Origin of the sequence: Paraburkholderia sp. SIMBA_027 (assembly GCF_046535315.1) — a bacterium.
In the GTDB taxonomy this organism is placed as follows: Bacteria; Pseudomonadota; Gammaproteobacteria; order Burkholderiales; family Burkholderiaceae; genus Paraburkholderia; species Paraburkholderia tropica.
The window spans coordinates 124,039-147,820 of record NZ_JAWRWY010000001.1; the positions used below are offsets into that span (position 1 = coordinate 124,039).

Here is a 23,782-nt window from a genome sequence, read left to right on the forward strand (position 1 = left end):
CTCGACCGATGACTAGCTTCTATTTGCTGATTCTCTTGTAGAAACGGAAGCCCTGCTCGTTTCTGAGAAACATGCTTCCAAGCGCGCTTCCATTTTTTGCGTTCACAAAATCGTCATTTTCTACGTAGACGTCATAGTAGCCATCGTTGATATCGAGAACGATATTTCCCGCCTGGTTACTTGTCAAAATTTCGAGCCCTCGCCTAGACCATTGACCATAGTCGATATATTTACTCGGAGAACAACCTAAGACCGTGAGTTTAGGTTTAAGGAAATCCAAAAAATCATACGATCTTTCAGAGTGCCGGCCATGATGGGGCGCAAGCAAAAACGAACAATTTCCTTGGAGATATTTGTTATTCTCAATTACATATTCCCACGATGCGTCATGAGCGTCGCCCGGAAAAACCATGTTGCCGCCAAGCGAATTGTAGTTGAGAACATATGATGCCTCGTTAATGTCATCGTTTTCATTCGGATCGCAGAGCAATTCTTTATCAGGTGCCAGTATGTACAAGGCATCAGCAGCTTTTCCGTCCTTGTCTGGCTTGCTCGCATACGGGAAATAATCTCCGGCGATTTTCTTCAGGACCGTTACCCCATCGACGCGGTTAGCGATCAGCCGTTGGTACATATCCCAATCGTCTTTGCTGTACCGATAGAAGCCATCAAAATCCGGTGCTTCTCTGCGAGCACCGGTGTCCCAAAAATTGTCGAATCCGATTTCTGTGTGAAGTTTCGCAAGCCCATCCATGTGATCCATGTCCGGATGGGTCACAATGAAACGAAAAAACCTTCCCAAGCCATATGTCTGGATGTAGTTGATAGGATTGGACGGTCTTTCACACATGCGAAAATTACCGTTGCCGTTGCTTTGGCCGTTTTCCATTGCGAGGAGACCAAGTAGACCTGTAGCCCGCGCTTCGACCGCTGCTGCTTTTTGGCGAACTTCTAAATTCCCACCGCAAATATCAATTCCCGTCAATCTGCCGGAGTTATGTTCAATAATCGTGCAGTCCCCGGGGGAAACGTTAATAATGTGCACCTTTGCCATTATTTACTTCCTTTTTCTTTAACATTTTCAGCAGCCGCAGCCGAGCGCGATCTCTCTATTCCCCAGACCGCATGAGCAACGCCTTCGATTTTCGCGACGAATTTATCAACGTTAAGTCCAGCAACAAAGGCCAATGCATAAAATCCTATTTCGCTAGCATTTTCCTTTGTGTTTGATTCAAGCACGAGAAGTCCTGCCTTCAGGAAGAGGAAGCTCGCCCCTCCACAAATGAAACTCGCTATTGGCCTAAGAAAATACCAGGTATGCCAGTCTGCGTCCCACGATTTTCGAACGCACTTGTTTAGGTATACGGCGCGGATGCAATAGAGAGAGCCGCCGATTAAGCCCGTGCAGCAACATGCGAGCGCGATGCGGATCGGCTCAAGGTTTTTGGGGAGCGTCCCTAGCGCGATCATTGCGACCGACAAGCCGCCTGCAGCGGACAGGCAGATAAGGTATGCGATTATGACGAAGAACATCATAGAGTCGTCCGTTTTGTTCGGCTGCCGAACTTCTGGCATTACGCCGAGAGTTATTCGAGAAAGAAGTACCGATTCGGTAATTGTCACACGTTGTCGCCTGAAAGTGGCACCAGATGCTGATGCGATGTCGCGACTTTTTGCGTTTACGTGCGTTAACTGCGAGACGCCCGAAAACCGCCGGATCCTGCCCGTAGTGTGACTTCTGCGCCGCCGGCGGCCTGCGTCAAAACGAGCCCTTTTAGAAGCGGGCAGGCGGGGAGGGGACTGCGTTTTTTGGGGCTGCGTCATGGTGTGCGCGCGCCAAAGCCCCGGCCCTCTTTTCGCCCCGCCCGGACGCCTGCCAGCCCCGCCATGCCGTTGCCGCGACTGTGTCGATCTGCTCGCACCCTGTTCGCGCGCGGCCGCTCTGGAGCCTTCTGGCGCGCCCGACCGTCACCCCGCCCTGCGTCGCGCGCCGCTATACTGTATATCTATACAGTATTTAATCTGACTCAATTCCATGCCGCACCGCCTGCCGCTCACCGCCGCCCGCTTGGCCGAAATATGGGAGGAATGCCCTAACCCGCTCGTGCTGAAGCTGCTTTGGGAGATTCACCGGCTTCGCTCGACCATCACGCGCGCGCAGCAGATACGCAGCCTGCTCGGCTCCGGCGGCTCGGGCGTTGTGCCTTCTTCGGTCTGCAGTTGCTTCGAGCGCGAGCTGGACAATGAGCCGTGTTTGACGGACAAGCCCACTCCGCGGCAACAGGCCGTAATCGACCGGATCTTAAGCCGCCGAAGCGCATCGAAAGAATGAAGCAATGCCAGAGTGATATCACTTTCTGATTGCAATGTGATATCACTTCTTGCTATCATGAAAGCATGAAAACGAAGCACGCCCGCACCCTTGCCGCGATCTACACGAAGCCGACTTTGGGCGCGATCGTGTTTTCGGACATTGAATCGCTCGTCGTCGCCCTGGGCGGCGAAATCCACGAAGGCGCCGGGTCGCGCATCGCCTTCGAGCTGAACGGCCAGCGCCGCTACCATCACCGCCCGCATCCGGGAAAAGAGGCAAAGCGGTATCAGGTTGAAGACTTGCGCGACTGGTTTAGCGAAATGGGGATAAAGCCATGAGCAATGCAATGAGCTACAAGGGATATTTCGCCCGCATCGACTTCGATGGGCGCGACAACATTTTCGTCGGCCATGTGCTCGGCGTTGACGACAAGATCAGCTTTCACGGCTCGACCGTTGACGAGCTGATGACCGATTTTCATGCGGCCGTCGATCACTACCTGACGGACTGCGAGCAGGCTGGGCGAAAGCCGCAGAAGCCTGCATCTGGAAAGCTGATGCTACGCATTGATCCCGATGTGCATGCGCGCGTTGGCATCGCGGCGGCCGTCTCAGGCGAGAGCGTGAATCAGTGGTCGGAGGAAGTGCTTGGCCGCGCCGCGCGCGAAGTGCTGGAGCGCGCGGCGCACGTCTGAGAATGAGCTCACGAAAAGGAAAAGGCCGCCCACGTAGGCGGCCTTTTTTATTTGGCGCTGATCTGCTTGTCAATTAATTTTCAGAACTAATAGAAACGCTATCGCCAATGCTGCGCCCCATTTGAGCTTTGTATGGGTATCTGGCCGCGCCCAATACGAGTCGTCGGCCAATTGCCTTAGCCGCAGAACTAGCGGTGCCCCCCGCGCCTCAGCGCGTGTGAGAGCCGCAAGGCATCCATTAATTGTCGCAGCGTTCCACTCCTTTGTCATTTCAGAATTGACCTTCGATAGCATGTGAAAATTGAGTCGAAATGCTCGAAGATTTTCGTAGACGTAAGCGACGTCTGTAGCGTTCTCAGAGCCGAGCAAACCGATTTTTGAGGCGTTCTGTTCGAACAATGGACTTGTCGGCATCGCAATTTCGGGCAACGTCAATCCTTCCTCACTCGTTGCTTTTTCCGCCATCTTTTCGAGGCCATGTTTCAGCATCGGCAATGGTTCAGCGTGCGAGTGGAGTTCACCAGCGAGCGCACCCGCGAGTGCTTGGGTGTCTTTAAAGCGGCGGTAATCTTCCGCCAAAAAATTATTGAAGTAGCCGCCAGAGACCACCCCTAAAAGCCCGATAAGCGCAGCGCTGATGTCGGCCATGATCTCGCCTTGTTGGATTTGCCGAGACCAAGTGTATCCACATATCAGCGCGGCTGCGATTCCCATTCGGTGATTCTGCTCGCGCGTATGTTTGTGTTGACAATGCCGGCAAATGCCGGCATTGTTGATTTCGCCGGCATTTGCCGGCATTTATCACTTCCCGAGGAACTGGCTCGTGCAGACTGACTACAAACCTACTCTCCGCTTCGACCTCGTTGAAAAGAAGCGTATCAATGCCGCCGCCGAATCGGCGGGACTCAAGCCCGGTGAATGGATGCGAAAGCTGATTCTCGATAACTCACCGTTACTCACGACCCACAACCCGCTCAAAGTGCGCGTTGATGGGTTTGACGAGCAGTGCGGCTGGAACTTGATCCACTTCGCTGATGCTCTCGAATACGCTCAGACTGTCAAGGAATTCGGCGATACGCAAGAAATCGCCCACTATATGGACTCCTTCACCACGACTCGGGGCGGGGAAGTGTGGATCGACGGGGAAAAGCTCCCCGGTGTACCTGCGAATGACGTAACCAGCATTCGAGCCCGCGCCGTTGACCTGTGCCGCGCAGTCAACCTCGCGCATATCCGTGCCGAACTCGCGGGCTAGGGCCAACCATTACTCAGCGTCGAGAAACCGCGCCATCGCGAGATTGATTGCAGCAGCGCGCGAGAGCCCGAGCTTGGCGGCACGCTCGTCGAGCCGTTTCAGCAGCGCCCCATCGACGCCAAGGCTTATCACTTCTTTTCTGCGTCGTGCCGGTTCGGCCGCCTGCTCGTGCGCTGCGTCGGGCGCGCCCGCGATAAAGTCGTCGGCGCTCTGCGTATGGCCGCCGGCTGCCGGCCGCTTCGTGATCGTCATTTTTCTGCCCTTCCGCTTTTCGATATCGAGTCGATATCGACTTGCCATCTACTTGATACCTGTTCGATATCGGTTTGATGGCTTGTCGATATTGTTTTACACGCCAAACACCGCAGCCGTGAGCCGGTCGATTTCCGCGCACGCCACGGTGTCACGTCGCGGCATTTCCTCTACGTGCAGCCCGGCGCCGCTCGCATTCGCGTAGGCCTTGCGGCGGCCGAGCCGATACGGCAGCAGCTCGATCTGTTTGAATTCTTCGATGGCGGCCGCCGCGTCGCGGTTGTCGGCGCCGTTGGCATCTGCTGAATTGAGGAAGGCGTAGGCTTTCAGATCATGGACGGCGCGCGCTTCGTCGACGAGCTGCACCATGTCTTGCATCGCCCACACGTCGAACGTGCGCGGCAGGCAGGGAATCACGACGGCATCGCAGACCGTGAGCGCGGCGCGCAGCGCGCTCGAATCGCGGCCGCCCGCGTCGATCACGACGAAATCGTATGCGGCGCGCTGCTGGAGTACCTGGGCGCGCAGCGTGGCGCCGTTGGCGTAGGCCGACGCGGCAATCGGCGGCCTCCCGTTCTCGGCCCGCATGGTGATCGCGGTCACGCTCGTTTCCTGCCGATCGCCATCGACCAGCCACACGCGCGCGCCTTCGCGCGCGAGCCCGATCGAGAACTGCAACGAGCTCGTCGATTTGCCCGTGCCGCCCTTCGAATTGCCGATCACTACGATTTTTGACATTTGCTCCCCCCGAGCATGATGAAACAGACCGCCGATATCGACCCGATATCAGCCTGATTGCAATGAGGCGGGCCGCCTATTCGTCGAACTGGAGCGCGCCCGTCTCGCGCCGCTCGCGGCGCGGTATCGGCGTCTCAGGCGGATACATGTCGAGCTGCGTGCGGTACGTGTGGCCGCACGTCACGTCATCGCACTGGAAATCGAGCAGCCACGACGTTGGCGAGACCTTTTCAATCGACCGCGCGATGCCGCGCGCGCCGCAGTGCGGGCATTTGATGGTGAACCTCATGCCGCCCTCGCGAGTGCGACGGTCGTGCGCGCGTTGACGCCGCCGCGCAACATCGGCGACGGCCGCACTTCGAGCGTAATGTCGGCGCGCGGTTTCGCTGACGCCGACAGCGAGTACAGGATTTCGAACCCTGCGGGCGTGCGATAGCCGCAGTCGTCGCAGACGAAGTACATGCGGCGCATCGTGTCGGACAGGCCTTCTGTGTGCCGCGCGTCGATTTCGCCATCGCAGCAAGGACACTCGATTTTCATGGTCGTCATTCCGGTCTCCGGTCAGTACGAATAGCGCCGCCCCCGGCGAAATTCAGGGCCGCGCCGTCGAAATCTGCGTCGATCGGCGCGGCCGCGTGGTGGTCAAATACCGGCTCTGCGGCCGGTCGCGTACAGTTATTCACACAGGTCCGAGTGCTCGCGGCTTTGCCGCTGCGCTGAACCACCTTCCATTCATGCCGCGTCGCCGGAACGAAAATTTCCGTTTCGACGCTGTAATTGCATATGCCAATCGACAGGCGAGCGATGCCGGTCGCAGCAACGCCGTGCGGCACCTTCACAGGCGAAATTCCGTAGCGGCCTTCGCGCATTTCCGCGACACGCTTCACGTAGATCATTCGCGCCTCGCCCGCAATGCCGCCCATGGCACGCGCATACTCGGCCCAATCGGCACGGTGCGTTTCGGTCTTCTGACAGGCTGCCCACGCTGCGCGGATCGCCGGGCACTCTTCTTCGGTCGGCAGGTCCTCGGCTTTGACGCGGCGCAGCTCGCGCCACACACCAACAGGCGCGCCGCCGAATTGCTGGAACTGGCGAATGCCCCACGTCGCCGCCCACGCTTCTACGCGCTGTGACGGCGTGATTTCGTCGTCATCCAACAGATCGGCCTGGACGACAAAGCCCTCGCTCGTCTTGTGTTCGCCCACGTACGCGCCGTCGATGTTCTTCGCGATGTATTTGGCGATATAGCCAACGGCCGATCCCTTCGCGCGATCAATGCGCTCGAAACGAACACGTCGCTCGTGCGCGCCGCGCTCTGTAGCCGAATCTTTCATGCCGTGGGCGCGCATGATCGAACAGAAGCGCTCCACGTTGTTCGAGAAAACGAGGCCGTGCCAATGCGGCGTTGAATCGTGGTGCGGCTCTGCCACGCGCATGCCGAAGAACGTCACGCCTTCGCGCCTGAGTTGCGCGCGGATACGCGCCCACACGCCGCGCAAATAGCGCTGGGCGTCGCGCGGCGTCAGATTCGCGTCGTGTTTCTTGTTCGGAATCCACTTGATCCGGCCGCCGAGCTGGCGCACAGCGTGAAACCGCGACGGGCATGTCAGCGTGAACATGACGCCCGCGAATCCTGCGGCGTCGGCGAGAACTTCACATCCACGAAGGCGCGTCATCATTTCGCCGCGCCGCAATGCCTTGTTCGCCATGCCGAGCGCGGCCAGTTGCTCAAGCGTGTAGCGCTGCCCTTCTTCGTTCTCCAGCGTGACGGCCGCAAGCGTGGCCGCATTGCGCCTGTTCTGCGCGAGGCGACGGCGCACAGCGTCATCCGACGCGTACGGGTCGCTCTGGTAGTGGACGTAATGAAGGCGGATATTCGAGTGCTCAAGCGAGCGGATGTGCAGGCGGCGCAGTTGACGGCGCCACCACAGTTCGCACCGCACACGCACGACAACATCCGAGGCCTTTTCGAATTTTGGGAGGTTGATGCCGTTTGTCGCGCACGCCTGCGCTGCGACAACGAGCGCATCGGTGGACGACAGAAAAGCCGTCCTGTTCTGGACGTCATTTGCGATGCGGCGCGCCTTGTCGCACACCTGAAAATCCGACGCATCAGGCGTCACCGGCATAGTTTCAGGTGCGTGGTCGTCAACGAAGGCATCAAGCGCTGCGACGGAGGCCCCCACGTCAAACATATGCGGTGCGTTTGCTCTGCGCGCGCTTGCACGGCCAGCATCAAATGCAGCCTTACGCGCTCTGCGCAGCCAGCGCAGCGGCAGGCGCTTTTGTGCACGGCCCATAGCCGAGGTCTTCTCGATCGTTCGTTCAGCCGCGTGCGCGTAGACCCACATCAATATCACCCCCGTGACCTATTGCGGGCGAACACTCAGGCAAAATGTGTCCGCCGGATATATGGCGGGGATTCCCCCGCGCCAGATCCGATACCGGCCGCCAAGCCACGACATCAGAACCTTTTGCTACGGGAATCCCCATGGACATCTCAACTATCAGTGCGAATATCAGTGCGGCTGTCGGCGCTGCGAATGCAACGCTCAATCTCGTCAAGGACGCTCTTTCTGCCAGCGATAATGCGAAGGCAAAAGCCGAGGCGGCCGAACTTGAGACCCGCTTTCTGGCGATCAATCAGGCCGCACTCAATGCGTCCCAGGATGCGCTTAAGGCGACTCAGGACATGCGCACGATGGAGAAGAAAATTACTGCTCTTGAAAGTGAAATCGGTCAGCTTGAGCGTGAGGCTCAGGATAGAAATAGCTACGTTCTTGTTGATATTGGACGGCAGCAGTTTGCCTACAAGCTTCGCGCGAACGCGCTCCGCCAGATTGATGCCGAACCAGCACCCGCGTATTACTACTGTCAACCCTGCATGGACTCGCAGAAGAAGATCGTGATGCAGGGCTACGGCAACGGTGGCGGCCTTCAATGTCCAGTCTGCAAATTGACGTTGAGTCCGAACCGCTATACCGGGCCGGGCGTTGAATTCAGCGCGCGTGCATCGCGGTTCACGGATTATTGATTGACGTTTCGCAGGGGTCTTGCCTTCACCTGATGCGCGACCCGGTCTCATGCGAAGCCCCGCCCGATTCTGCTGACGCCAGCCCAATAGGCCTCGGGCGTCACGTTCAAGCGGCGCGGCGTTGTGCTTTGCCCCGCGCTACGCGTTGCCTTCGTCGTGGTGAGAATCGACTTGATGCGGGTGAGCTCTGCGTCGCCGCGCTCCGTTGCGCGGATATGCGCGACGCTCGGCGCCGCCTGCGGCTTGAACGACAGGTGCGTACTGCCCGCATATCCGATATCGCCATCATCGACGCGATACCCGATTTCCCCGAACGCGGTTGACGTGCGCATAGCAGTTACGCGCCGAGCCAGTAGAAAAAGCGATCGAGCGCGCGAGCGATGCGCGACGGGCGACGATTGAACGGACCTTCGATGGTGTAGCCGCCGAGCGCCGAGGGATGAATGGGCGAGACGGTCTTAAGGGACGGTTTGCGGCGGGATTCGGCGTGCTTGCCAGTGGCGTGACCGGCGCCGAAGTAGCTGATTGCACCCTTTTCAAATGTCGTCAGCCGTTGCAAATCAGTGAGACCTGTAACGATATGTTGCCGAGAAACAGCCATTTTGCGACCCCCTATTCAACCCCGAGAACAATGTTTTTTGAGAAACATCGCCCCGGCGGCCGGGTAGCAAATCCAGCACTGGCGGGGTTGAAGACCAGTTTCCGGGGCGACAGCCGGAGAATAGTTCATCGCAGACGTACTAGTCAAGCAATGACGTACGTACGTCATTGGTGAGCGTTGCACGCTGCCGAGCGTTCGACTAACCTTGACGCCAAGGTTGAAATTGATTTCTAAGGGGATTTTTATGAGAACCACAATCGAATGGCTCGACGCCGCGAAAGCGCGGCTCGACATTCAGTCCGACTATGCGGCGGCGAAGGCACTCGGAGTGACCCGCTCGACGATCAGCGGATACCGGACGGGCCGCACGGTATTCGATGAAAAGATTTGCATCCGTGTCGCCGAAATTCTCGGGGTTGATCCGCTAGAAGTGATCGCTTCTGCTCGCGTTGAAAGCGCGAAAGATGCCGAAACGCGTGGCGTTTGGATGCACGCACTGGAAATTTTTTCCAAGGGTTTTCGGCTGCTGGCGCTACCCGCTAACGCTTGTGGGGCTTGGCTCCCACAGGTGTAACGCCAGCTTAAGTTAGCTTCTGCGACGATTAGTTCTTAGATTATGTAAAATCACAGAGCCTCACCTCTGTGTGAGGCGCCAAGTCCGTCATCGTCATTCAATGTTTGGCATGGAGCGTGGGTTGCTGAGGCCATTCCCGACGCCTGTGCGGACCACTCAATCCTGTTCGGTAGATCGCTCTTTACGCGGCCGGCTGCTGCTACGACATCAATGCCTTCGCGCGAACGTTTCGCCGGCACGCATCGCGTAAAAGATGCGAGTGCAACAGGATCCGCAACTTCAGTAACCGCCGCCACGCGCCCATCGTTCAAACTTCCAGACGCTCCGATCGATTGTGAGCGGCATTGTCAATCGCGCCCTCCACAACTCGCGTCGAATCGACATCGTGCGAATCCAAAAAACGGACCGCAATTCGCAAAGCGCGGACTCTCCGACCTGCACATACTGCACCTGACACTGCGCTTTCATTGCAATTTACGCAACGCGGGGTTGCGTTGTGTTCGGCTTCCACAAGGCCGGCGACTCTTCTAACGTTGCGATCTGTTGAGTCTTCCGCGTCAGTGGCACGCGGCCACCGCTCAAGGAGCAAACATGTCCATGCCCTCTCGCGCCCTCGGCGGCAAATCGGATTCCGTCCAACTCACGTCGGGACTCGTCGCGCTGTTTGCCTTCGCTTGCGGCGCGATCGTTGCGAACCTGTACTACGCGCAACCGATCACGCTGCTGATCGGCTCGTCGCTCCACATGTCCGCCGACACCGCGAGCCTCGTCGTCTCGCTCACGCAGATCGGCTATGCGCTCGGCCTGTTCTTCATCGTTCCGCTCGGGGACCTGCTGGAAAACCGCAAGCTCATGATCGTGACCGCACTGGTGTCGATCGCGAGCCTCACGGCGGCGTCGCTCGTACATTCGGCAAGCTGGTTTCTCGTGCTCTCCTTCCTGATCGGCTTCAGTTCAGTCGCCGTGCAGATCCTGATTCCGCTCGCGGCGCACCTCGCGCCCGACCACTCGCGCGGACGCATCGTCGGCACCATCATGGGCGGGCTGCTGCTCGGCGTGCTGCTCTCACGCCCGCTCGCGAGCGTGGTCGCCGACCACCTGGGCTGGCGCGTCGTGTTCGGCGGCGCGGCGGTTCTGATGGCGCTCGTCACGGCCGTGCTCGCGCTCACGATCCCGCAGCGCCGTCCCGAGCACCGCGCCACTTACCTCGAATTGCTCGGCTCGCTCGTCGCGCTCACCCGAAGCCTGCCCGTGTTGCGTGATCGCGCGCTCTACCAGGGCCTCATGTTTGCCACGTTCAGTCTCTTCTGGACGGCGGTGCCGATCGAACTGACGCGCCAGTACCGGCTCACGCAGTCGGAGATCGCACTGTTCGCACTCGTGGGCGCAATCGGCGCCACCTCCGCGCCCGTGGCGGGCCGACTGGCCGACGCCGGTCATTCCGTGCGGGCCACGCTCGTCGCCCTGGTGACGGCCGCGCTGTCTTTCCTGCCAGCCCTCGTGCATCCGGCATGGGGCGTGTTCGGCCTCGTCGTCACCGGCATCACGCTCGATTTCGCGGTGCAGATGAACATGGTGCTCGGCCAACGCGAGATCTACGCGCTGCATGCGTCGAGCCGCAACCGCCTCAACGCGCTTTACATGACGAGCATCTTCGTGGGCGGCGCGATCGGCTCGGCGCTCGCCAGCACGCTGTTCGAGCGCGGCGGCTGGACGCTCGTTGCCGGCGTCGCCCTCGTTTTCCCGCTCATTGCGTTCGTCCACTTTCTTTTCGTCGGACGCACCCACGTGCGCACCGGCCGCTAGACCCCGAAGTCCGTACCCACAGTTCAACTGCAGGAAAGTGCCCCACAGGAAACTCGCCATGTCTTCGTTGCTGACTCCTTACGACCTGTCCGGTCTCGCGCTGCCCAACCGGATCGCGATGGCGCCCATGACGCGCGCACGCGCGCCACATCAAGGCGAAGCCACCGCGCGGATGGCGCAGTATTACGCGCAGCGCGCGTCGGCGGGCCTCCTGATCAGCGAGGCCACGAACGTCAGTTCGCACTCCGCCGCGTTCGAACTGGCGCCGGGCCTCGTGACCGACGCCCAGGTGCAGAGCTGGAAACCCGTGACCGAAGCGGTGCACGCGAAGCACGGACGCCTGTTCGTGCAACTCTGGCACAGCGGCCGCGTGAGTTCGCTGGCGCTACTCGACGGCAATCAGCCGCTCTCGCCTTCGGGCCTGAACGACGATCTGGAGCAACTGCAAGTGTGGGGGCAACTGCAAAACGGCTTCTACACGAAGATCCACGCCACGCCGTCGCGCGCCATGACGACCGACGAAATCGTCCAGGCCATCGCAGAGTACCGGCGCGCTGCCATCAATGCGCTCGCCGCCGGTTTCGACGGCGTTGAAATCCACGCCGCCAATGGCTATCTGCTGCATCAGTTCCTCTCGTCGACGACGAATACGCGCGAAGACCAGTTCGGCGGCTCGCTTGCCAACCGCACGCGCTTTCTCGCCGAAGTCATCAAGGCCGTGGGCGAAGTCATGCCGCTCGCCAAAGTGGGCGTGCGCGTTTCGCCGTATGCGGCCTACAACAACGTGCGCGACGCCGATCCAGATGGCACTTACGCGTACGTCGCGCGCATGCTCGACGAAGCGGGCATCGCGTATCTGCACGCGGCCGACACGAACGGCTGGAGCGGCCAGCCGGACTTGCCCCGCATGATTGAGACCCTGCGTCCCGCGTTCAAGGGCACGCTGATGCTCAACGGCTCCATTACGCCTTCGGCCGCCGATCGCCTGATCGCCGCGGGCGACGCCGATCTCGTCTCGTTCGGCCGCGCGTACATCGCGAACCCGGACCTCGTCGAGCGTATTGCCGGGAATCTCGAACTGGCCGCGCCGCGCCCGGTGGGCTGGTATGGCGGCGACGATGTCGGCTACGTCGATTACCCGCCGCATGGCGCTCCCTCCGGCGAACCGTCCGCCGCCGACGCCCTCTCCTCGTGAAGCCTTACCGCAAAGGCGCCCATGAACGAGGAAGCGAGGAGATAGCATGAATCGCAAACGCATTGCGCTGGCCGTTGGCGCGCTCGCTGTCGTGGGCCTGGCGGTGGCGGGCGCCGTCATGTACGAGCCGGCCATCGCGCCCGTCACGCCGCCGTCGCCCGACAGCTTCGACGTCCAGCTCAAGCAGGAAGGCGCGCGCGTGGTCGCTCTGGGCGACTGCGTGGTATGCCACACCGCGAAGAACGGCAAGCCGTTCGCGGGCGGCCTGCCGCTCGCTACGCCGTTCGGTACGATCTATGCCACGAACATCACACCCGACCCGCAAACAGGCATCGGAAACTGGTCGGAGGCGGCCTTCGCCCGCGCCTTGCGCCGCGGCATCGCGCGCGACGGGCATCAGCTTTATCCCGCCTTTCCGTACGTGCACTTCACGCATATGTCTCGCCATGACGTCTCGGCAGCCTATGCATACCTGATGAGCCGCGAGCCGGTCAAGGCCACCGCGCCCGCGAACGCGCTCGTTTTTCCGCTGAACTTCCGCCCGCTCGTGGCCTTCTGGAACGTGCTGTTCCTGCGCCCCGGCCCGCTTCAGCCAGACCCCGCGCACGACGCGCAATGGAATCGCGGCAAACTGCTGGTGGACGGGCTCGGGCACTGCGCGTCGTGCCACTCGCCGCTCAATGCCATCGGCGGAGAAAAGTCAGGGCAGGCGTTCGAAGGCGGCATTGTCGACGGCTGGGAAGCGCCGCCGCTCAACGCGCTCCACGGCGCGTCACAGCCGTGGACGCGCGAACAACTCGTCACGTACCTGCGCACGGGCCGCGCATCCGAGCACGGCGCGGCAGCTGGCCCGATGCTGCCCGTCACGCGCGACCTCGCAACCGTGCCTGAGTCGGACGTCGAGGCGATCGCCACGTACATCATATCGCTTCAAAACGGCGATGCGCCGCATACGACGCCAGCGGCCGCCACGAGCATGATGAGCGCTGCGCGTGAGACCACACCGGCCGAGCAACGCGGCGCGGTGCTGTTCAGCGCATCGTGCGCGCAGTGCCACGGCGACGGCTCACCCATGCAGACGATCGGCGAACGCCCCTCGCTTGCCTTCAGCACGGCCATCAACGCCGCCACGCCGCGCAACGCAATCCAGATGCTCCTGAACGGCATCAACTGGCACGGCGAGGACGCAATGAACTACATGCCCGCATTCAGCGGCGTATACGACGACCGGCAAGTCGCCGATCTGCTCGCTTATGTGCGCGCAAAGTGGTCTGCGAAACCCGCGTGGCCCGACACCGTCCCGCTCGTCGCCAAGCTCAGAAAGGAGGACAGTGCGCGATGATTACCCTGAATGTCAACGGTGCCACGCACACGCTCGATATCGACCCGTCCACGCCGCTTTTGTATGCGCTGCGAAACGATCTCAAACTGCACGGAGCGAAGTTCGGCTGCGGCCTCGGTCAATGCGGCGCATGCACGGTGATCGTCGACGGCGAGGCCACGTTTTCCTGCCTCGTGCCGGTGAGCGCGATTGGCGCACGCCCCGTACGCACGCTCGAAGGGCTCGGCAACGCTGCGCATCCCGGAGCCTTGCAGAACGCATTCATCAAGCACCAGGCGGCGCAATGCGGCTATTGCATCGCGGGCATGATCATGCGCGCACAAGCGCTGCTCGACAAGAACGCGCACCCGAGCGAGCAGGAACTGCGCGATCACATGGAGCCGAACCTCTGCCGCTGCGGCACGCACATGCGCATTCTCGCCGCCGTGCGCGAGGTCGCGGGCATGCCACAGCCCGCGCTTCAATCGGTTGCGCAAGCCGTCGCTCAACCTCACATCGAAACGAAGGCGCAACGATGAGCCACCAGGACGATTTCGTCGACGAAGGCCGCCGCCACTTCATGATCTCGGGCGCCCTGTTCGTTGCCTTCAGCATGGCGCCCGGTGCAAAGCTGTTCGCTCAGGAAGTGATCGCCGACGAAGGCGCGGCGGTGCATGTCTCGAAGGAGACCCAGGCGCTCGCGGGCAGCCTCAAGACCAACCCGATGCTCGACGCGTGGATCAAGATCACGCCCGAAGGCAAGGTCACCGTTTTCACGGGCAAGGTCGAACTCGGCACGGGCGTGCGCACGGCACTGCTCCAGGTCGCGGCGGAAGAACTGAATATGGCGCCCGCGCTCATCACCTTCCTGACCGCCGACACCGGCGCGTCTCCCGACGAAGGTCTGACCGCGGGCAGCCATACCATCGCCGACAGCGGGTCGGCGCTGCTGAACGCCGCCGCCCAGGTACGCGGCCTGCTCGTGGACGCCGCCGCGACGCACTTCAACGTGGACGGCGCGACGCTCGTCGCGAACAACGCGGTGATCCGCGCGCGCGACGGCCGGATGATGAGCTATGGCGAGGCGGTTGGACTCGTCAACCTCCATCGTAGCGCCACGCCCACCTCGCCGCTCAAGGACCCGAAAACGTTCCGCGTGATCGGCACCTCACTGCCGCGCGTGGATATCCCCTCAAAAGTGACGGGGGGCGTGAGTTATGTTCAGGACATGGCGTTGCCCGGCATGCTGCACGCGCGCGTGGTGATGCCGCCGGTCTACGACGCGCACCTCACGGCGTACGACGCGGCCACGGTCATGAAGATGCCCGGCGTGGTCAGGATCGTGCGCAACGGCAGCATGCTGGCCGTCGTGGCGAAAGGCGAATGGCAAGCCGTCCAGGCGCAACGTGTGCTCTCGGCCGGAAGCGTCTGGACGAATGGCCGCGCGCTGCCCGATCCGCATACGGTGCATCGCGACCTGAAAGTCATCGCGACGGAGCCCATCAAGATCGCGGATCACCACGCGCCCATGCCGCCCGCCGTCAAGACGCTCAGCGCGCAGTTCACGAAGCGCTACATGATGCACGGCTCGATCGGTCCGTCATGCTCGGTCGCCCTGTTCGACGGCACGCAGATGACCGTCTGGACGCATTCGCAAGGTGTGTATCCGCTGCGCGACGCGCTCGCAGAAATGCTCTCGCTGCCGAAGGAGCACGTGCGTTGCGTACACGTGGAGGGTTCGGGCTGCTACGGGCACAACGGCGCGGACGACGTGGCCGCCCATGCGGCGTTGATCGCGGCGGCCATGCCGGGCCAGCCGGTTCGCGTGCAATGGATGCGCGAGCAGGAACATGCCTGGGACCATTACACCCCCGCCATGGTGACGGAGGTGAAAGCCGCCATCGACGCGAACGGCCGCATCGTCGACTGGAACTACGCACTGTGGAGCAGCTCGCACAACGAGCGCATCGTCAACGCGGGGCGGCTGTTGCCTGCGCGCATGCTGGAAACGCCATTCGTCTCCGCGCCTTCCACGCCGATGCTGCAACCCGAAGGCGGCGGCGACCGAAACGGCATTCCGCTCTACGTGTTGCCGAACATCTACGTGATGAACAACTTTTCGCCGACCATGCCGCTGCAAACCTCGGCCATGCGTTCGCTCGGCGCGCACATGAACGTCTTCTCCATCGAAAGCACGATGGACGACCTCGCCCGTATGGCCGGCGTCGATCCCGTCGAGTTCCGCTTGCGGCATCTCGACGACGAGCGCGCGAAGGACGTCATCAAGCTCGCCGCAAAACAGTTCGGCTGGCCGCGCGCGCCGCGCGCCCGCAATCGTGGCGTGGGCTTCGGATTCGCCAGGTACAAGAACCTCATGGGGTACGTTGCCGTTGCCGTCGAAGTCTCGATCGAGCCGGAGACGGGTCAGGTGACGCTCGAGCATGCGGAAGCGGCGGTCGATTGCGGGCAGATCGTCAATCCCGACGGCATCCGCAACCAGATCGAGGGCGGCATCATCCAGTCCGCGAGCTGGACGCTGCACGAGTCCCTGCAATTCGACACGCAGCGCATCCGCAGCTTCGACTGGGGCACGTACCCCATCCTGCGCTACTCGTCGGCGCCCAAACAGATCAACGTGCATTTGATCGACCGCCCCGGCGCGCCCTTCCTCGGCGCGGCCGAAGCAGCCATGGGACCGACCGCCGGCGCGCTCGGCAACGCGTTGTTCGACGCCAGCGGCAAGCGCGTTCGCGACCTGCCGCTGGCCGGCGACTCGCTGCGCAAGCTCATCGAGGTGTAAGAGAGCATGGATACGCTACTGTCGATGCACGTGTTCGCACGCATCGTCGAAACCGGCAGCTTCACCCGCGCTGCGGAACTCACGGGGCTGACCACGCCGCGCGTCTCCGCGCTGCTGCGGCAACTGGAACAGCATCTGCGCTGCAAGCTGCTCAACCGCACCACGCGCCGCGTGTCGCCCACGGAAGACGGAAGCACCTACTATCAGCGCTGCGTTGCGGTACTCAGCGAGATCGACGACATGGAGGCCTCGCTGTCGCGCGCGCGCAGCGCGCCCAAAGGCAAACTGCGCGTCAACATGCCGACGGCCATGGCGAGGCGCATTGTGATTCCCGCGCTGCCCGAGTTCGTGGAACGCTTTGCCGACATCTCGATCGACCTCGCGGTCACCGACCGCCGGGTGGACCTCGTGGGCGAAGGCGTGGATTGCGTCGTGCGCGTGGGCGAGCTGCCGGACTCCTCCATGGTCGCGAGGCGCATCGGCAGCATGTCCACCTGCACCTGCGCGACGCCCGCCTACCTGGAGCGGCACGGCACGCCCGAGAGCGTGGACGACCTTATGCATCACAGCACCGTCGACTACGTGTCGGCGGACACCGGGCGCCCGCGCCCGTTGGAGTACATGGTGGGCGGTGCGCGGCGCACGGTAGCCCTGCGCGGGGCGATCGCGGTGAGCGACGCCGACGCGCAGGTCGAATGCGCGCTCGCCGGTCTCGGTCTCGTCAAAACGTCGCTCTACCTCGTGGAGCCCGCCATTCGCGCAGGCCGGTTGTGCGAGGTGCTGCCCGACTGCAACACCCAGCCGCGGCCGGTTTCCGTCGTGTATCCGCCCAATCGCCACATGCCGCCGAAGCTGAAGGTCTTCATCGACTGGCTCTCGGCGCTCTACGCGGGCATTCCGGCCATGCAGGGGCAGCGTCTTTCATGAGCGCGCGCTCGCGAGTGCGGGAGGGCGCGGCATGGGACCCGCTAGCCATCGGCGGGCAATCTTTGTATGATCCCCACGACGCAACCAGTGGTGATCCAGCATGCCGCGAAAGAAAACGGAGGGAGCCGCGACGCCGCAGGCGCAATCCGCCACGGCGCGCCGCCTTGCGCCTGAAGTGCGCGAGCGGCAGATCCTGCTCAAGGCCATCGACCACTTCGCCACGCACGGTTTTTCGGGCAGCACGCGCGAACTGGCGCGCCAGCTCGGGGTCACGCAACCCCTGCTATACCGCTATTTCTCCAGCAAGGAAGCGCTCATCGACCGCGTGTACGACGAGGTCTACCAATGGGACTCGTCGTGGGAAAAGCTGATTCTCGACCGCACGGTTCCCATTCAGGAGCGCATGGTCACGTTTTATCACGGCTATTCCCAAGTCATCCTGCGCCGCGAGTGGATTCGCATTTTCATTTTCGCGGGGCTGACAAAGGAAGGCATCAACTCGAAATACCTCGCGCGCCTGCGCGAGCGCGTGTTCGTTCCCGTGATGAACGAGATTCGCGAGGCATACGGCGTGGAACCCGCGAACAATGCGCAACAACGCGCGGCCGATCTCGAACTGATCTGGAGCCTGCACGCCAGCATTTTCTATATCGGCGTGCGCAAATGGATTTACGGGCTGCCGGTTCCCGACGACCTCGAAGGCCAGATCGCCTTGCAGATCGACGCCTTCCTCAACGGCGTTCCGGCGGCGCTCAAGCATCTGCGGCCCGCGCCCGCGGCCAAAGCGACGCGGGCAAAACAGGCGAAAGCGGCGTCCTGACGCACTCGTTCGTCCTCGCACGTCATGCGTGGGACGTTCGCGCTGACGCGAGCATCGCGCAAGCTTGCACGGTCCGCAACGCGGCATTGCATTAGCCGCAGATTCCCGCGTTGCCACACCCTCCCCAACATACACGTGCCACCTCGCAAACAGTCCGCGATTTCGCGCACGCCCCTGCGCATCCACGAAGCCCCGAGCCTGGCCTGATTCGAGCGATACGCCCCTTGGAACGCCCGTCCGCTCCAGGGTAAACACCCGCGCTTTTGCGCTTGGTATTCAGGCGCCTTCCTCCCTACAATTTATCAACCGATCAGTTATCGATCGATAAATTATGAGGAACATCTTATGCCGATTACCAGACTCGCCCACTACTCGATCCGCACGACCGATCTCGAACGTTCATGCGGGTTCTACGAACGTGTGCTCGGCTTCACGCGCGGCTACCGGCCGCCCTTCGACTTTCCCGGCGCGTGGCTCTACCGGGGTGGCGACGAAGCCGACTTCGGCATCGTCCACATCATCGGCGTGGACGCGCACAACCCCGATGGACTGACCGCGTACCTGGGCGACAAGGCCCTGGTAGAAAGCGGCACGGGAAATGTCGATCACATCGCCTTTCTCGCAACCGGCGTGCAGGCGACGTGGCAAACGCTGCGCGCCGAAGGGCTCAAATGGCGCGATCGCACGGTGCCCAGCCTCGGCCTGCACCAGATCTTCGTGGAAGACCCCTCGGGCGTCACCATCGAACTGAACTTCCCCGCCTCGGAGGTCGAACACGGCGAGAAACGATCGTCAGCATTACTGAACGAATCGGGCGATCTGGCAGAGGCAGGGAACTGAGATGAACGGCAAGATTACGAAGGGCACCGCGATCGTGGTGGGCGGATCGCTCGGCGGCTTGTTCGCCGCCAACCTGCTCGCGCGCGACGGCTGGACGGTGAAGATTTTCGAACGCGTCCCGGAAGCGCTCTCGGGACGCGGTGCGGGTATCGTCACGCATCCGGAGCTGTTCGCGGCGCTGAGCGCGGCGGACATCCACTTTGACGACACGATCGGCGTCAGCATCGACAAGCGCGGCACATTCGATCAGGATGGCGAATTGATCTCGTCCTGCCATATGCCCCAAGTGCTCACCGCATGGGGCAAGATGTACAGCGTGTTGCGCGGATCGATCCACGATGCTCACTATCACCCGGGCATGTCGGTCGTCCGCGTGGACGAAGACGCCGAGCGCGCCACCGTCACATTGGCCGACGGCACGACGCACACGGCGGATCTCGTGATCGCGGCGGACGGGCTGCGCTCGGCAATCCGCGAGCAGTTTTTGCCGCGCGTGGCGTTGCAGTATGCGGGCTATGTCGCATGGCGCGGTCTTGTCGACGAAGCGGCCATTTCCGCGCCCACGCATGCTGCGCTCTTCGACAAATTCGCGTTCTGCCTGCCCCCGCGCGAACAGATTCTTGGCTACCCGGTGGCCGGCCACGCCAACAGCACCCGGCCCGGCGAGCGGCGCTACAACTTTGTCTGGTACCGCGCGACCGACGAGCAGGTGGCACTTCGCGACATGCTCACCGATGCGTCGGGCAAACGCTGGGAGGGCGGCATCCCGCCGACGCTGATTCGCGACGACGTGCTGGCCAACATGGAAGACGCCGCGCATGCGCTGCTTGCGCCGCAGTTCGCCGAGGTCGTGACGAAAGCCGCGCAGCCGCTCTTCCAGCCCATTTTCGATCTCGAAGTGCCGCGCATGGCCTTTGGCCGCATCGCCCTGCTCGGCGACGCCGCATTCGTGGCGCGCCCGCACTGCGGAATGGGCGTGACCAAAGCCGCGGGCGATGCGATGGAACTCGTCAAGGCATTGCGCGAAGGTGCCGACGTGCGCGCTGCGCTGGAAGCCTATAGCGCCGTTCGCACGGAATTCGGGGCCGCCATCGTTCAGCATGCGCGCCACCTTGGGGCGTACATGCAGGCGCAACTCAAGGACGCGTCCGAGCGCGAGATGGCCGAACGTTACCGCACGCCCGAGGCGGTGATGCGCGAGACCGCCGTTCCCTGGACGGCTTGACGGCACCCGCGTGGCGCACATCGGCAACGCCATACCCGGGTGACGCCGCGCGAGCCAAACACAATCGAAACGGAGACTACGTGGAACCCACTCTTTCCTCTCACGGCGCATACGGGCCCGAAGGAGCGGCCCTGTCCGCCGATCCCCCGCTGACGCTGGTCGGCAATCCCCGCTTTACCGCGCTCGTGAAAACGCGCCGCGCCTTCTCGTGGGGCCTCTCTGCCTTGATGCTCGGCGTCTATTTCGCGTTCATCCTGTCACTTGCTTTCAACGCGAAATGGCTCGGCATGCCGATCACGCAAGGCAAGCCGATGACCTGGGGGTTCCCGGTCGGTTTCGGCATGTTCGTATTCACGTTCGCGCTCGTGGCGATCTATGTCGCGCGCGCCAACGGCGTACACGACGCGATGGTCGAAGCCTGCGCAAAAGGAGGGACGTCATGAAACGCCTTGCACTCCTCGCGTGTTATACGCTGGCGGTCCTGCCCGTTGCGGCGCAAGCCGCGACGACTTCTTCTATCGCGCAAGGCCACAATACGCTCGCCATCGGCATGTTCCTCGTTTTCGTCGCCTCCACGCTCGTCATCACCAAATGGGCGGCGCGCAGGAACAACAGCGTATCCGACCACTACGCGGCAGGCGGCAAGATCACCGCACTTCAGAACGGCTGGGCCATTGCGGGCGACTACATGTCGGCCGCTTCGCTGCTCGGCATCTCCGCGCTAGTATTTACGAGCGGCTACGACGGCTTGATCTACTCGATTGGCTTTCTCGCAAGCTGGCCGATCATTCTGTTCCTCATCGCAGAACCGCTGCGCAATCTCGGCAAATACACGCTCGCGGACGTCGTGTCCTGGCGTCTCGCACAGCGCCCGATCCGTGCATTCGCGGCGTCGAGTTCCATCGTCATCGTGCTGCTCTATCTCGTCTCGCAGATGGTCGGCGCCGGCAAGCTGATCGAACTGCTGTTCGGCCTGCACTACAGCGTGGCCGTGGTGATGGTGGGCGTGCTGATGGTCGTTTATGTATTCTTCGGCGGCATGCTCGCCACCACGTGGATCCAGATCATCAAGGCGGTGCTGTTGCTCGCGGGCGCGGCGTTCATGGCGATCATGGTGCTCTCGCGCTTCGGCTTCAGCCTGAACGCACTCTTTGCCCAAGCCGTTGCCGTGCATCCGGCGCACGACGCAATCATGCGACCGGGCGGCCTGGTCTCCGATCCGGTTTCGGCCATCTCGCTGGGCCTCGCACTCATATTCGGCACCGCGGGCTTGCCGCATATCCTGATGCGCTTTTTCACAGTCCGCGACGTCAAGGCGGCGCGCAAGAGCATTCTTTACGCGACGGGCATCGTCGGCATAGGCTACGCCCTCATTATCGTGATCGGGTTCGGCACGATTGCGCTCGTGGCGACGGACCCACGCTATCACACGCCTTCGGGCGCGGTGACAGGCGGCGTCAATATGGTCGCGATTCATCTCGCGCACGCGGTGGGCGGCAATGTCTTTCTAGGCTTTATCTGCGCCGTTGCGTTCTCGACCATTCTTGCCGTCGTGGCGGGGCTCACGCTCGCGGGCTCTTCTGCGATCTCGCATGACCTCTATGCGAACGTGCTGCGCCGTGGCAAGGCTTCCGAGCGCGACGAAATGCGCGTCTCGCGCGCGACCACCTTTGTTCTGGGCATATTCGCCATCCTGCTCGGACTCGCGTTCGAAAAGCAGAATATCGCGTTTATCGTCAGCCTGACGTTTTCGATCGCCGCAAGCTCGAATTTCCCGGTGCTGCTGTTGTCGATTTACTGGCGTGGCATGACCACGCGCGGCGCCGTGGCGGGCGGCACGATTGGACTCGCCGTCGCCGTGGCGCTGACCATACTCAGCCCAACAGTATGGGTGCAGGTGCTGGGGCACGTTCATGCGGCTTACCCGTACGAATATCCCGCGCTCTTTTCGATGATTTGCGCATTTGCGGGCATCTGGTTTTTCTCAGTCACCGACCGCTCAGCCCGCGCGCAACGCGAGCGCATGCTGTTCGATTCGCAAACTGTCAGATGTGAAATAGGCACCACGCACGGTGCGTAAGCCTCGCAAGTACTCACCACATATAAACAGAAGGAGACAAGGTATGGATTGCACATGCTGTATTTCCCCGGCTCGCCGCCGTTTGCTCGGCGCACTGGGCGCGGTCTCCGGGGGAGCCGCACTCGGCGTGAGCGGCAAACAGGCTTCGGCGGCGGCCGCCAACCAGCGTTCGATCGATGTTCACGCGCACTACTACCCCGAAGCGTATTGCGACCTCGTGGGTAAGGAGGGTTCGAAATACGGCGGCAGTTTTGTGTCCGACGGCCACTCGTTCACCTTCAAGACACCGGCCGGCGGCCTGGGTCCGTTGCCCATGAAGTTCATCGATGTCGACCAACGCCTGCGGGACATGAACGCAAGTGGCGTCGATGTTCAGGCGCTATCACTGAGTGTGCCCATGGCATACTGGGGCGACCGCCCGTTCAATGCGCGATTGGCGAGAACGTGGAATGTGGCAGCATCGGACGTCTATCGCGCCCACCCCACACGATTCGTCGTGCTGGCGACGCTGCCGATGCTGGACGCGCGCGACGCGCTCGATGAACTCGATCGCGCCGCGGACTTGCCTGGCGTGCGCGGCGTGTATATGGGCACGAACATCGACAATCACGATCTCGACGATCCCCGCTTCGATCCGATTTTCGCCCGTATCGCCCAAATGGGGCTGCCGGTCTTTTTGCATCCCCAACAAACCGTCGGTGGGAGCCGCCTCGCCGACTACTATCTGAGCAATCTGCTTGGCAATCCTTTCGACACGGCCATTGCCGCGTCGCATCTGATTCTCGGCGGCGTGATGGACCGCTATCCCACGCTGGAAATCACGCTGCCGCATGCGGGCGGGGCTTTGCCGATTCTGCTGGGGCGCATCGATGCCGGGTGGAATGTGCGGCCTGAAACGCGCAAGCTCGCCCAGCAGCCCAGCAGCTACGCGCGCCGCTTCAGCTACGACACGGTTTCCCATTCGGGGCCCATACTCGAGTTTCTCATCAAGAACGTCGGCGTGGATCGACTCGTGCTTGGCAGCGACTACTGCTTCGATATGGGATACGAGCAGCCCGTGCGCTTTCTCGACCACGTTCCGATCGATGACGCCGGGCGCAACATGATCGTGGGCGGCAACGCCGCACGACTGCTGCGCATTTAGCCGGGCCCGCCTGCTGCACTACGCGAGCGTCCCGCTACAGCGCGGGGCACGCCCGCGTCTGATTTCCCTTTCTTGAGCCGAGCTGGATCGTTTGGTTCAGCTTGGACGCGCTATTTCCCTCGCGTCGCATTCCTTTAATCCACTTCATCAATTGCCTGGCGC

Annotated in this window: 28 protein-coding genes; 18 read left to right on the forward strand and 10 right to left on the reverse strand. The window is 61.9% G+C overall.

The features are described from left to right. Positions 1 to 19: 19 nt before the first annotated feature. Complete coding sequence (locus SB764_RS00600; RefSeq protein ID WP_410862279.1) at positions 20 to 1,054, reverse strand: ComEC/Rec2 family competence protein; 1,035 nt, start codon at positions 1,052 to 1,054, stop codon at positions 20 to 22. Further along, the gene (locus SB764_RS00605; RefSeq protein ID WP_410862281.1) at positions 1,054 to 1,623 is read right to left on the reverse strand and encodes a hypothetical protein; all 570 of its coding nucleotides are present in this window, start codon (positions 1,621 to 1,623) and stop codon (positions 1,054 to 1,056) included. Before SB764_RS00605 ends, SB764_RS00600 begins: the two co-directional genes overlap by 1 nt. 412 nt (positions 1,624 to 2,035) lie before the next feature. Between SB764_RS00605 and SB764_RS00610 the strand changes: the two genes are divergently transcribed. The 3 genes from SB764_RS00610 (at position 2,036) to SB764_RS00620 (ending at position 3,008) form a co-directional block, all read left to right on the forward strand. After that, on the forward strand, positions 2,036 to 2,332 hold the full coding sequence (locus SB764_RS00610; protein ID WP_410862283.1) for a hypothetical protein: 297 nt from the start codon (positions 2,036 to 2,038) through the stop codon (positions 2,330 to 2,332). Between the two features lie 65 nt (positions 2,333 to 2,397). Next, positions 2,398 to 2,652 (forward strand): type II toxin-antitoxin system HicA family toxin, encoded by a 255-nt coding sequence (locus SB764_RS00615; RefSeq protein ID WP_133187935.1) that lies wholly within the window; start codon positions 2,398 to 2,400, stop codon positions 2,650 to 2,652. Further along, entirely contained in the window at positions 2,649 to 3,008 is a 360-nt protein-coding gene (locus SB764_RS00620) for a type II toxin-antitoxin system HicB family antitoxin (protein WP_341354579.1), read from the forward strand. Before SB764_RS00615 ends, SB764_RS00620 begins: the two co-directional genes overlap by 4 nt. 69 nt (positions 3,009 to 3,077) lie before the next feature. Here the strand turns inward: SB764_RS00620 and SB764_RS00625 are convergent, their stop codons facing one another. After that, positions 3,078 to 3,656 (reverse strand): hypothetical protein, encoded by a 579-nt coding sequence (locus SB764_RS00625; RefSeq protein ID WP_410862286.1) that lies wholly within the window; start codon positions 3,654 to 3,656, stop codon positions 3,078 to 3,080. 112 nt (positions 3,657 to 3,768) lie between these two features. Between SB764_RS00625 and SB764_RS00630 the strand changes: the two genes are divergently transcribed. Beyond that, on the forward strand, positions 3,769 to 4,263 hold the full coding sequence (locus tag SB764_RS00630) for a hypothetical protein (protein ID WP_410862288.1): 495 nt from the start codon (positions 3,769 to 3,771) through the stop codon (positions 4,261 to 4,263). Positions 4,264 to 4,272: 9 nt separating this feature from the next. Here SB764_RS00630 and SB764_RS00635 read toward each other — a convergent pair whose 3' ends face one another. The 5 genes from SB764_RS00635 to SB764_RS00655 all read right to left on the reverse strand — a co-directional run bounded on the left by SB764_RS00635 (position 4,273) and on the right by SB764_RS00655 (position 7,604). Beyond that, complete coding sequence (locus SB764_RS00635) at positions 4,273 to 4,515, reverse strand: hypothetical protein (RefSeq protein WP_410862290.1); 243 nt, start codon at positions 4,513 to 4,515, stop codon at positions 4,273 to 4,275. A 96-nt stretch (positions 4,516 to 4,611) separates the two neighbouring features. After that, positions 4,612 to 5,253, reverse strand: a complete 642-nt coding sequence (locus tag SB764_RS00640) for an AAA family ATPase (protein ID WP_410862292.1) — start codon at positions 5,251 to 5,253, stop codon at positions 4,612 to 4,614. A 76-nt stretch (positions 5,254 to 5,329) separates the two neighbouring features. Next, positions 5,330 to 5,542, reverse strand: coding sequence for an ogr/Delta-like zinc finger family protein (locus SB764_RS00645; protein ID WP_124261711.1), 213 nt, complete (start codon positions 5,540 to 5,542; stop codon positions 5,330 to 5,332). Further along, complete coding sequence (locus SB764_RS00650) at positions 5,539 to 5,802, reverse strand: ogr/Delta-like zinc finger family protein (protein ID WP_410862294.1); 264 nt, start codon at positions 5,800 to 5,802, stop codon at positions 5,539 to 5,541. The genes SB764_RS00645 and SB764_RS00650 overlap by 4 nt, the downstream gene beginning before the upstream one ends. After that, complete coding sequence (locus tag SB764_RS00655) at positions 5,799 to 7,604, reverse strand: replication endonuclease (RefSeq protein ID WP_410862296.1); 1,806 nt, start codon at positions 7,602 to 7,604, stop codon at positions 5,799 to 5,801. Before SB764_RS00655 ends, SB764_RS00650 begins: the two co-directional genes overlap by 4 nt. A gap of 140 nt (positions 7,605 to 7,744) precedes the next feature. Between SB764_RS00655 and SB764_RS00660 the strand changes: the two genes are divergently transcribed. Next, a complete protein-coding gene (locus SB764_RS00660) occupies positions 7,745 to 8,287 on the forward strand; it encodes a hypothetical protein (protein ID WP_410862298.1) in 543 nt (180 codons plus the stop codon). A gap of 47 nt (positions 8,288 to 8,334) precedes the next feature. On the opposite strand, the gene SB764_RS00665 is transcribed toward SB764_RS00660, so the two are convergent. Together SB764_RS00665 and SB764_RS00670 are read right to left on the reverse strand one after the other, a co-directional pair. Further along, complete coding sequence (locus tag SB764_RS00665) at positions 8,335 to 8,619, reverse strand: hypothetical protein (RefSeq protein ID WP_410862300.1); 285 nt, start codon at positions 8,617 to 8,619, stop codon at positions 8,335 to 8,337. 5 nt (positions 8,620 to 8,624) lie between these two features. After that, a complete protein-coding gene (locus tag SB764_RS00670) occupies positions 8,625 to 8,888 on the reverse strand; it encodes a hypothetical protein (RefSeq protein WP_410862302.1) in 264 nt (87 codons plus the stop codon). Positions 8,889 to 9,132: 244 nt separating this feature from the next. Between SB764_RS00670 and SB764_RS00675 the strand changes: the two genes are divergently transcribed. The 13 genes from SB764_RS00675 to SB764_RS00735 all read left to right on the forward strand — a co-directional run bounded on the left by SB764_RS00675 (position 9,133) and on the right by SB764_RS00735 (position 23,620). Next, positions 9,133 to 9,462 carry a helix-turn-helix domain-containing protein gene (locus tag SB764_RS00675; RefSeq protein WP_184853257.1) on the forward strand — a complete coding sequence of 110 codons (330 nt, stop codon included), beginning with the start codon at positions 9,133 to 9,135 and terminating at the stop codon, positions 9,460 to 9,462. Between the two features lie 591 nt (positions 9,463 to 10,053). Further along, the gene (locus SB764_RS00680; protein WP_065063017.1) at positions 10,054 to 11,268 is read left to right on the forward strand and encodes an MFS transporter; all 1,215 of its coding nucleotides are present in this window, start codon (positions 10,054 to 10,056) and stop codon (positions 11,266 to 11,268) included. Between the two features lie 58 nt (positions 11,269 to 11,326). Next, entirely contained in the window at positions 11,327 to 12,463 is a 1,137-nt protein-coding gene (locus SB764_RS00685) for an alkene reductase (RefSeq protein WP_074986855.1), read from the forward strand. 46 nt (positions 12,464 to 12,509) lie between these two features. Continuing rightward, complete coding sequence (locus SB764_RS00690; RefSeq protein WP_410862304.1) at positions 12,510 to 13,805, forward strand: c-type cytochrome; 1,296 nt, start codon at positions 12,510 to 12,512, stop codon at positions 13,803 to 13,805. After that, positions 13,802 to 14,323: a (2Fe-2S)-binding protein gene (locus SB764_RS00695; protein ID WP_065063010.1), complete on the forward strand. Its 522-nt coding sequence runs from the start codon at positions 13,802 to 13,804 to the stop codon at positions 14,321 to 14,323. The genes SB764_RS00690 and SB764_RS00695 overlap by 4 nt, the downstream gene beginning before the upstream one ends. Beyond that, the gene (locus tag SB764_RS00700) at positions 14,320 to 16,584 is read left to right on the forward strand and encodes a molybdopterin cofactor-binding domain-containing protein (protein ID WP_410862306.1); all 2,265 of its coding nucleotides are present in this window, start codon (positions 14,320 to 14,322) and stop codon (positions 16,582 to 16,584) included. Before SB764_RS00695 ends, SB764_RS00700 begins: the two co-directional genes overlap by 4 nt. A 6-nt stretch (positions 16,585 to 16,590) precedes the next feature. Continuing rightward, positions 16,591 to 17,511, forward strand: coding sequence for a LysR family transcriptional regulator (locus SB764_RS00705; RefSeq protein WP_410862308.1), 921 nt, complete (start codon positions 16,591 to 16,593; stop codon positions 17,509 to 17,511). Between the two features lie 100 nt (positions 17,512 to 17,611). After that, positions 17,612 to 18,331: a TetR/AcrR family transcriptional regulator gene (locus tag SB764_RS00710; protein ID WP_065063004.1), complete on the forward strand. Its 720-nt coding sequence runs from the start codon at positions 17,612 to 17,614 to the stop codon at positions 18,329 to 18,331. A gap of 345 nt (positions 18,332 to 18,676) precedes the next feature. Next, entirely contained in the window at positions 18,677 to 19,171 is a 495-nt protein-coding gene (locus tag SB764_RS00715) for a VOC family protein (RefSeq protein ID WP_410862309.1), read from the forward strand. A gap of 1 nt (position 19,172) precedes the next feature. Further along, the gene (locus SB764_RS00720; protein WP_176080685.1) at positions 19,173 to 20,396 is read left to right on the forward strand and encodes an FAD binding domain-containing protein; all 1,224 of its coding nucleotides are present in this window, start codon (positions 19,173 to 19,175) and stop codon (positions 20,394 to 20,396) included. A gap of 80 nt (positions 20,397 to 20,476) precedes the next feature. Beyond that, on the forward strand, positions 20,477 to 20,839 hold the full coding sequence (locus tag SB764_RS00725) for a DUF485 domain-containing protein (RefSeq protein ID WP_124261720.1): 363 nt from the start codon (positions 20,477 to 20,479) through the stop codon (positions 20,837 to 20,839). Next, a complete protein-coding gene (locus SB764_RS00730) occupies positions 20,836 to 22,476 on the forward strand; it encodes a cation acetate symporter (RefSeq protein WP_410862311.1) in 1,641 nt (546 codons plus the stop codon). Before SB764_RS00725 ends, SB764_RS00730 begins: the two co-directional genes overlap by 4 nt. Before the next feature lie 43 nt (positions 22,477 to 22,519). After that, the gene (locus tag SB764_RS00735) at positions 22,520 to 23,620 is read left to right on the forward strand and encodes an amidohydrolase family protein (RefSeq protein WP_410862313.1); all 1,101 of its coding nucleotides are present in this window, start codon (positions 22,520 to 22,522) and stop codon (positions 23,618 to 23,620) included. The last annotated feature ends 162 nt before the right edge of the window (positions 23,621 to 23,782 follow it).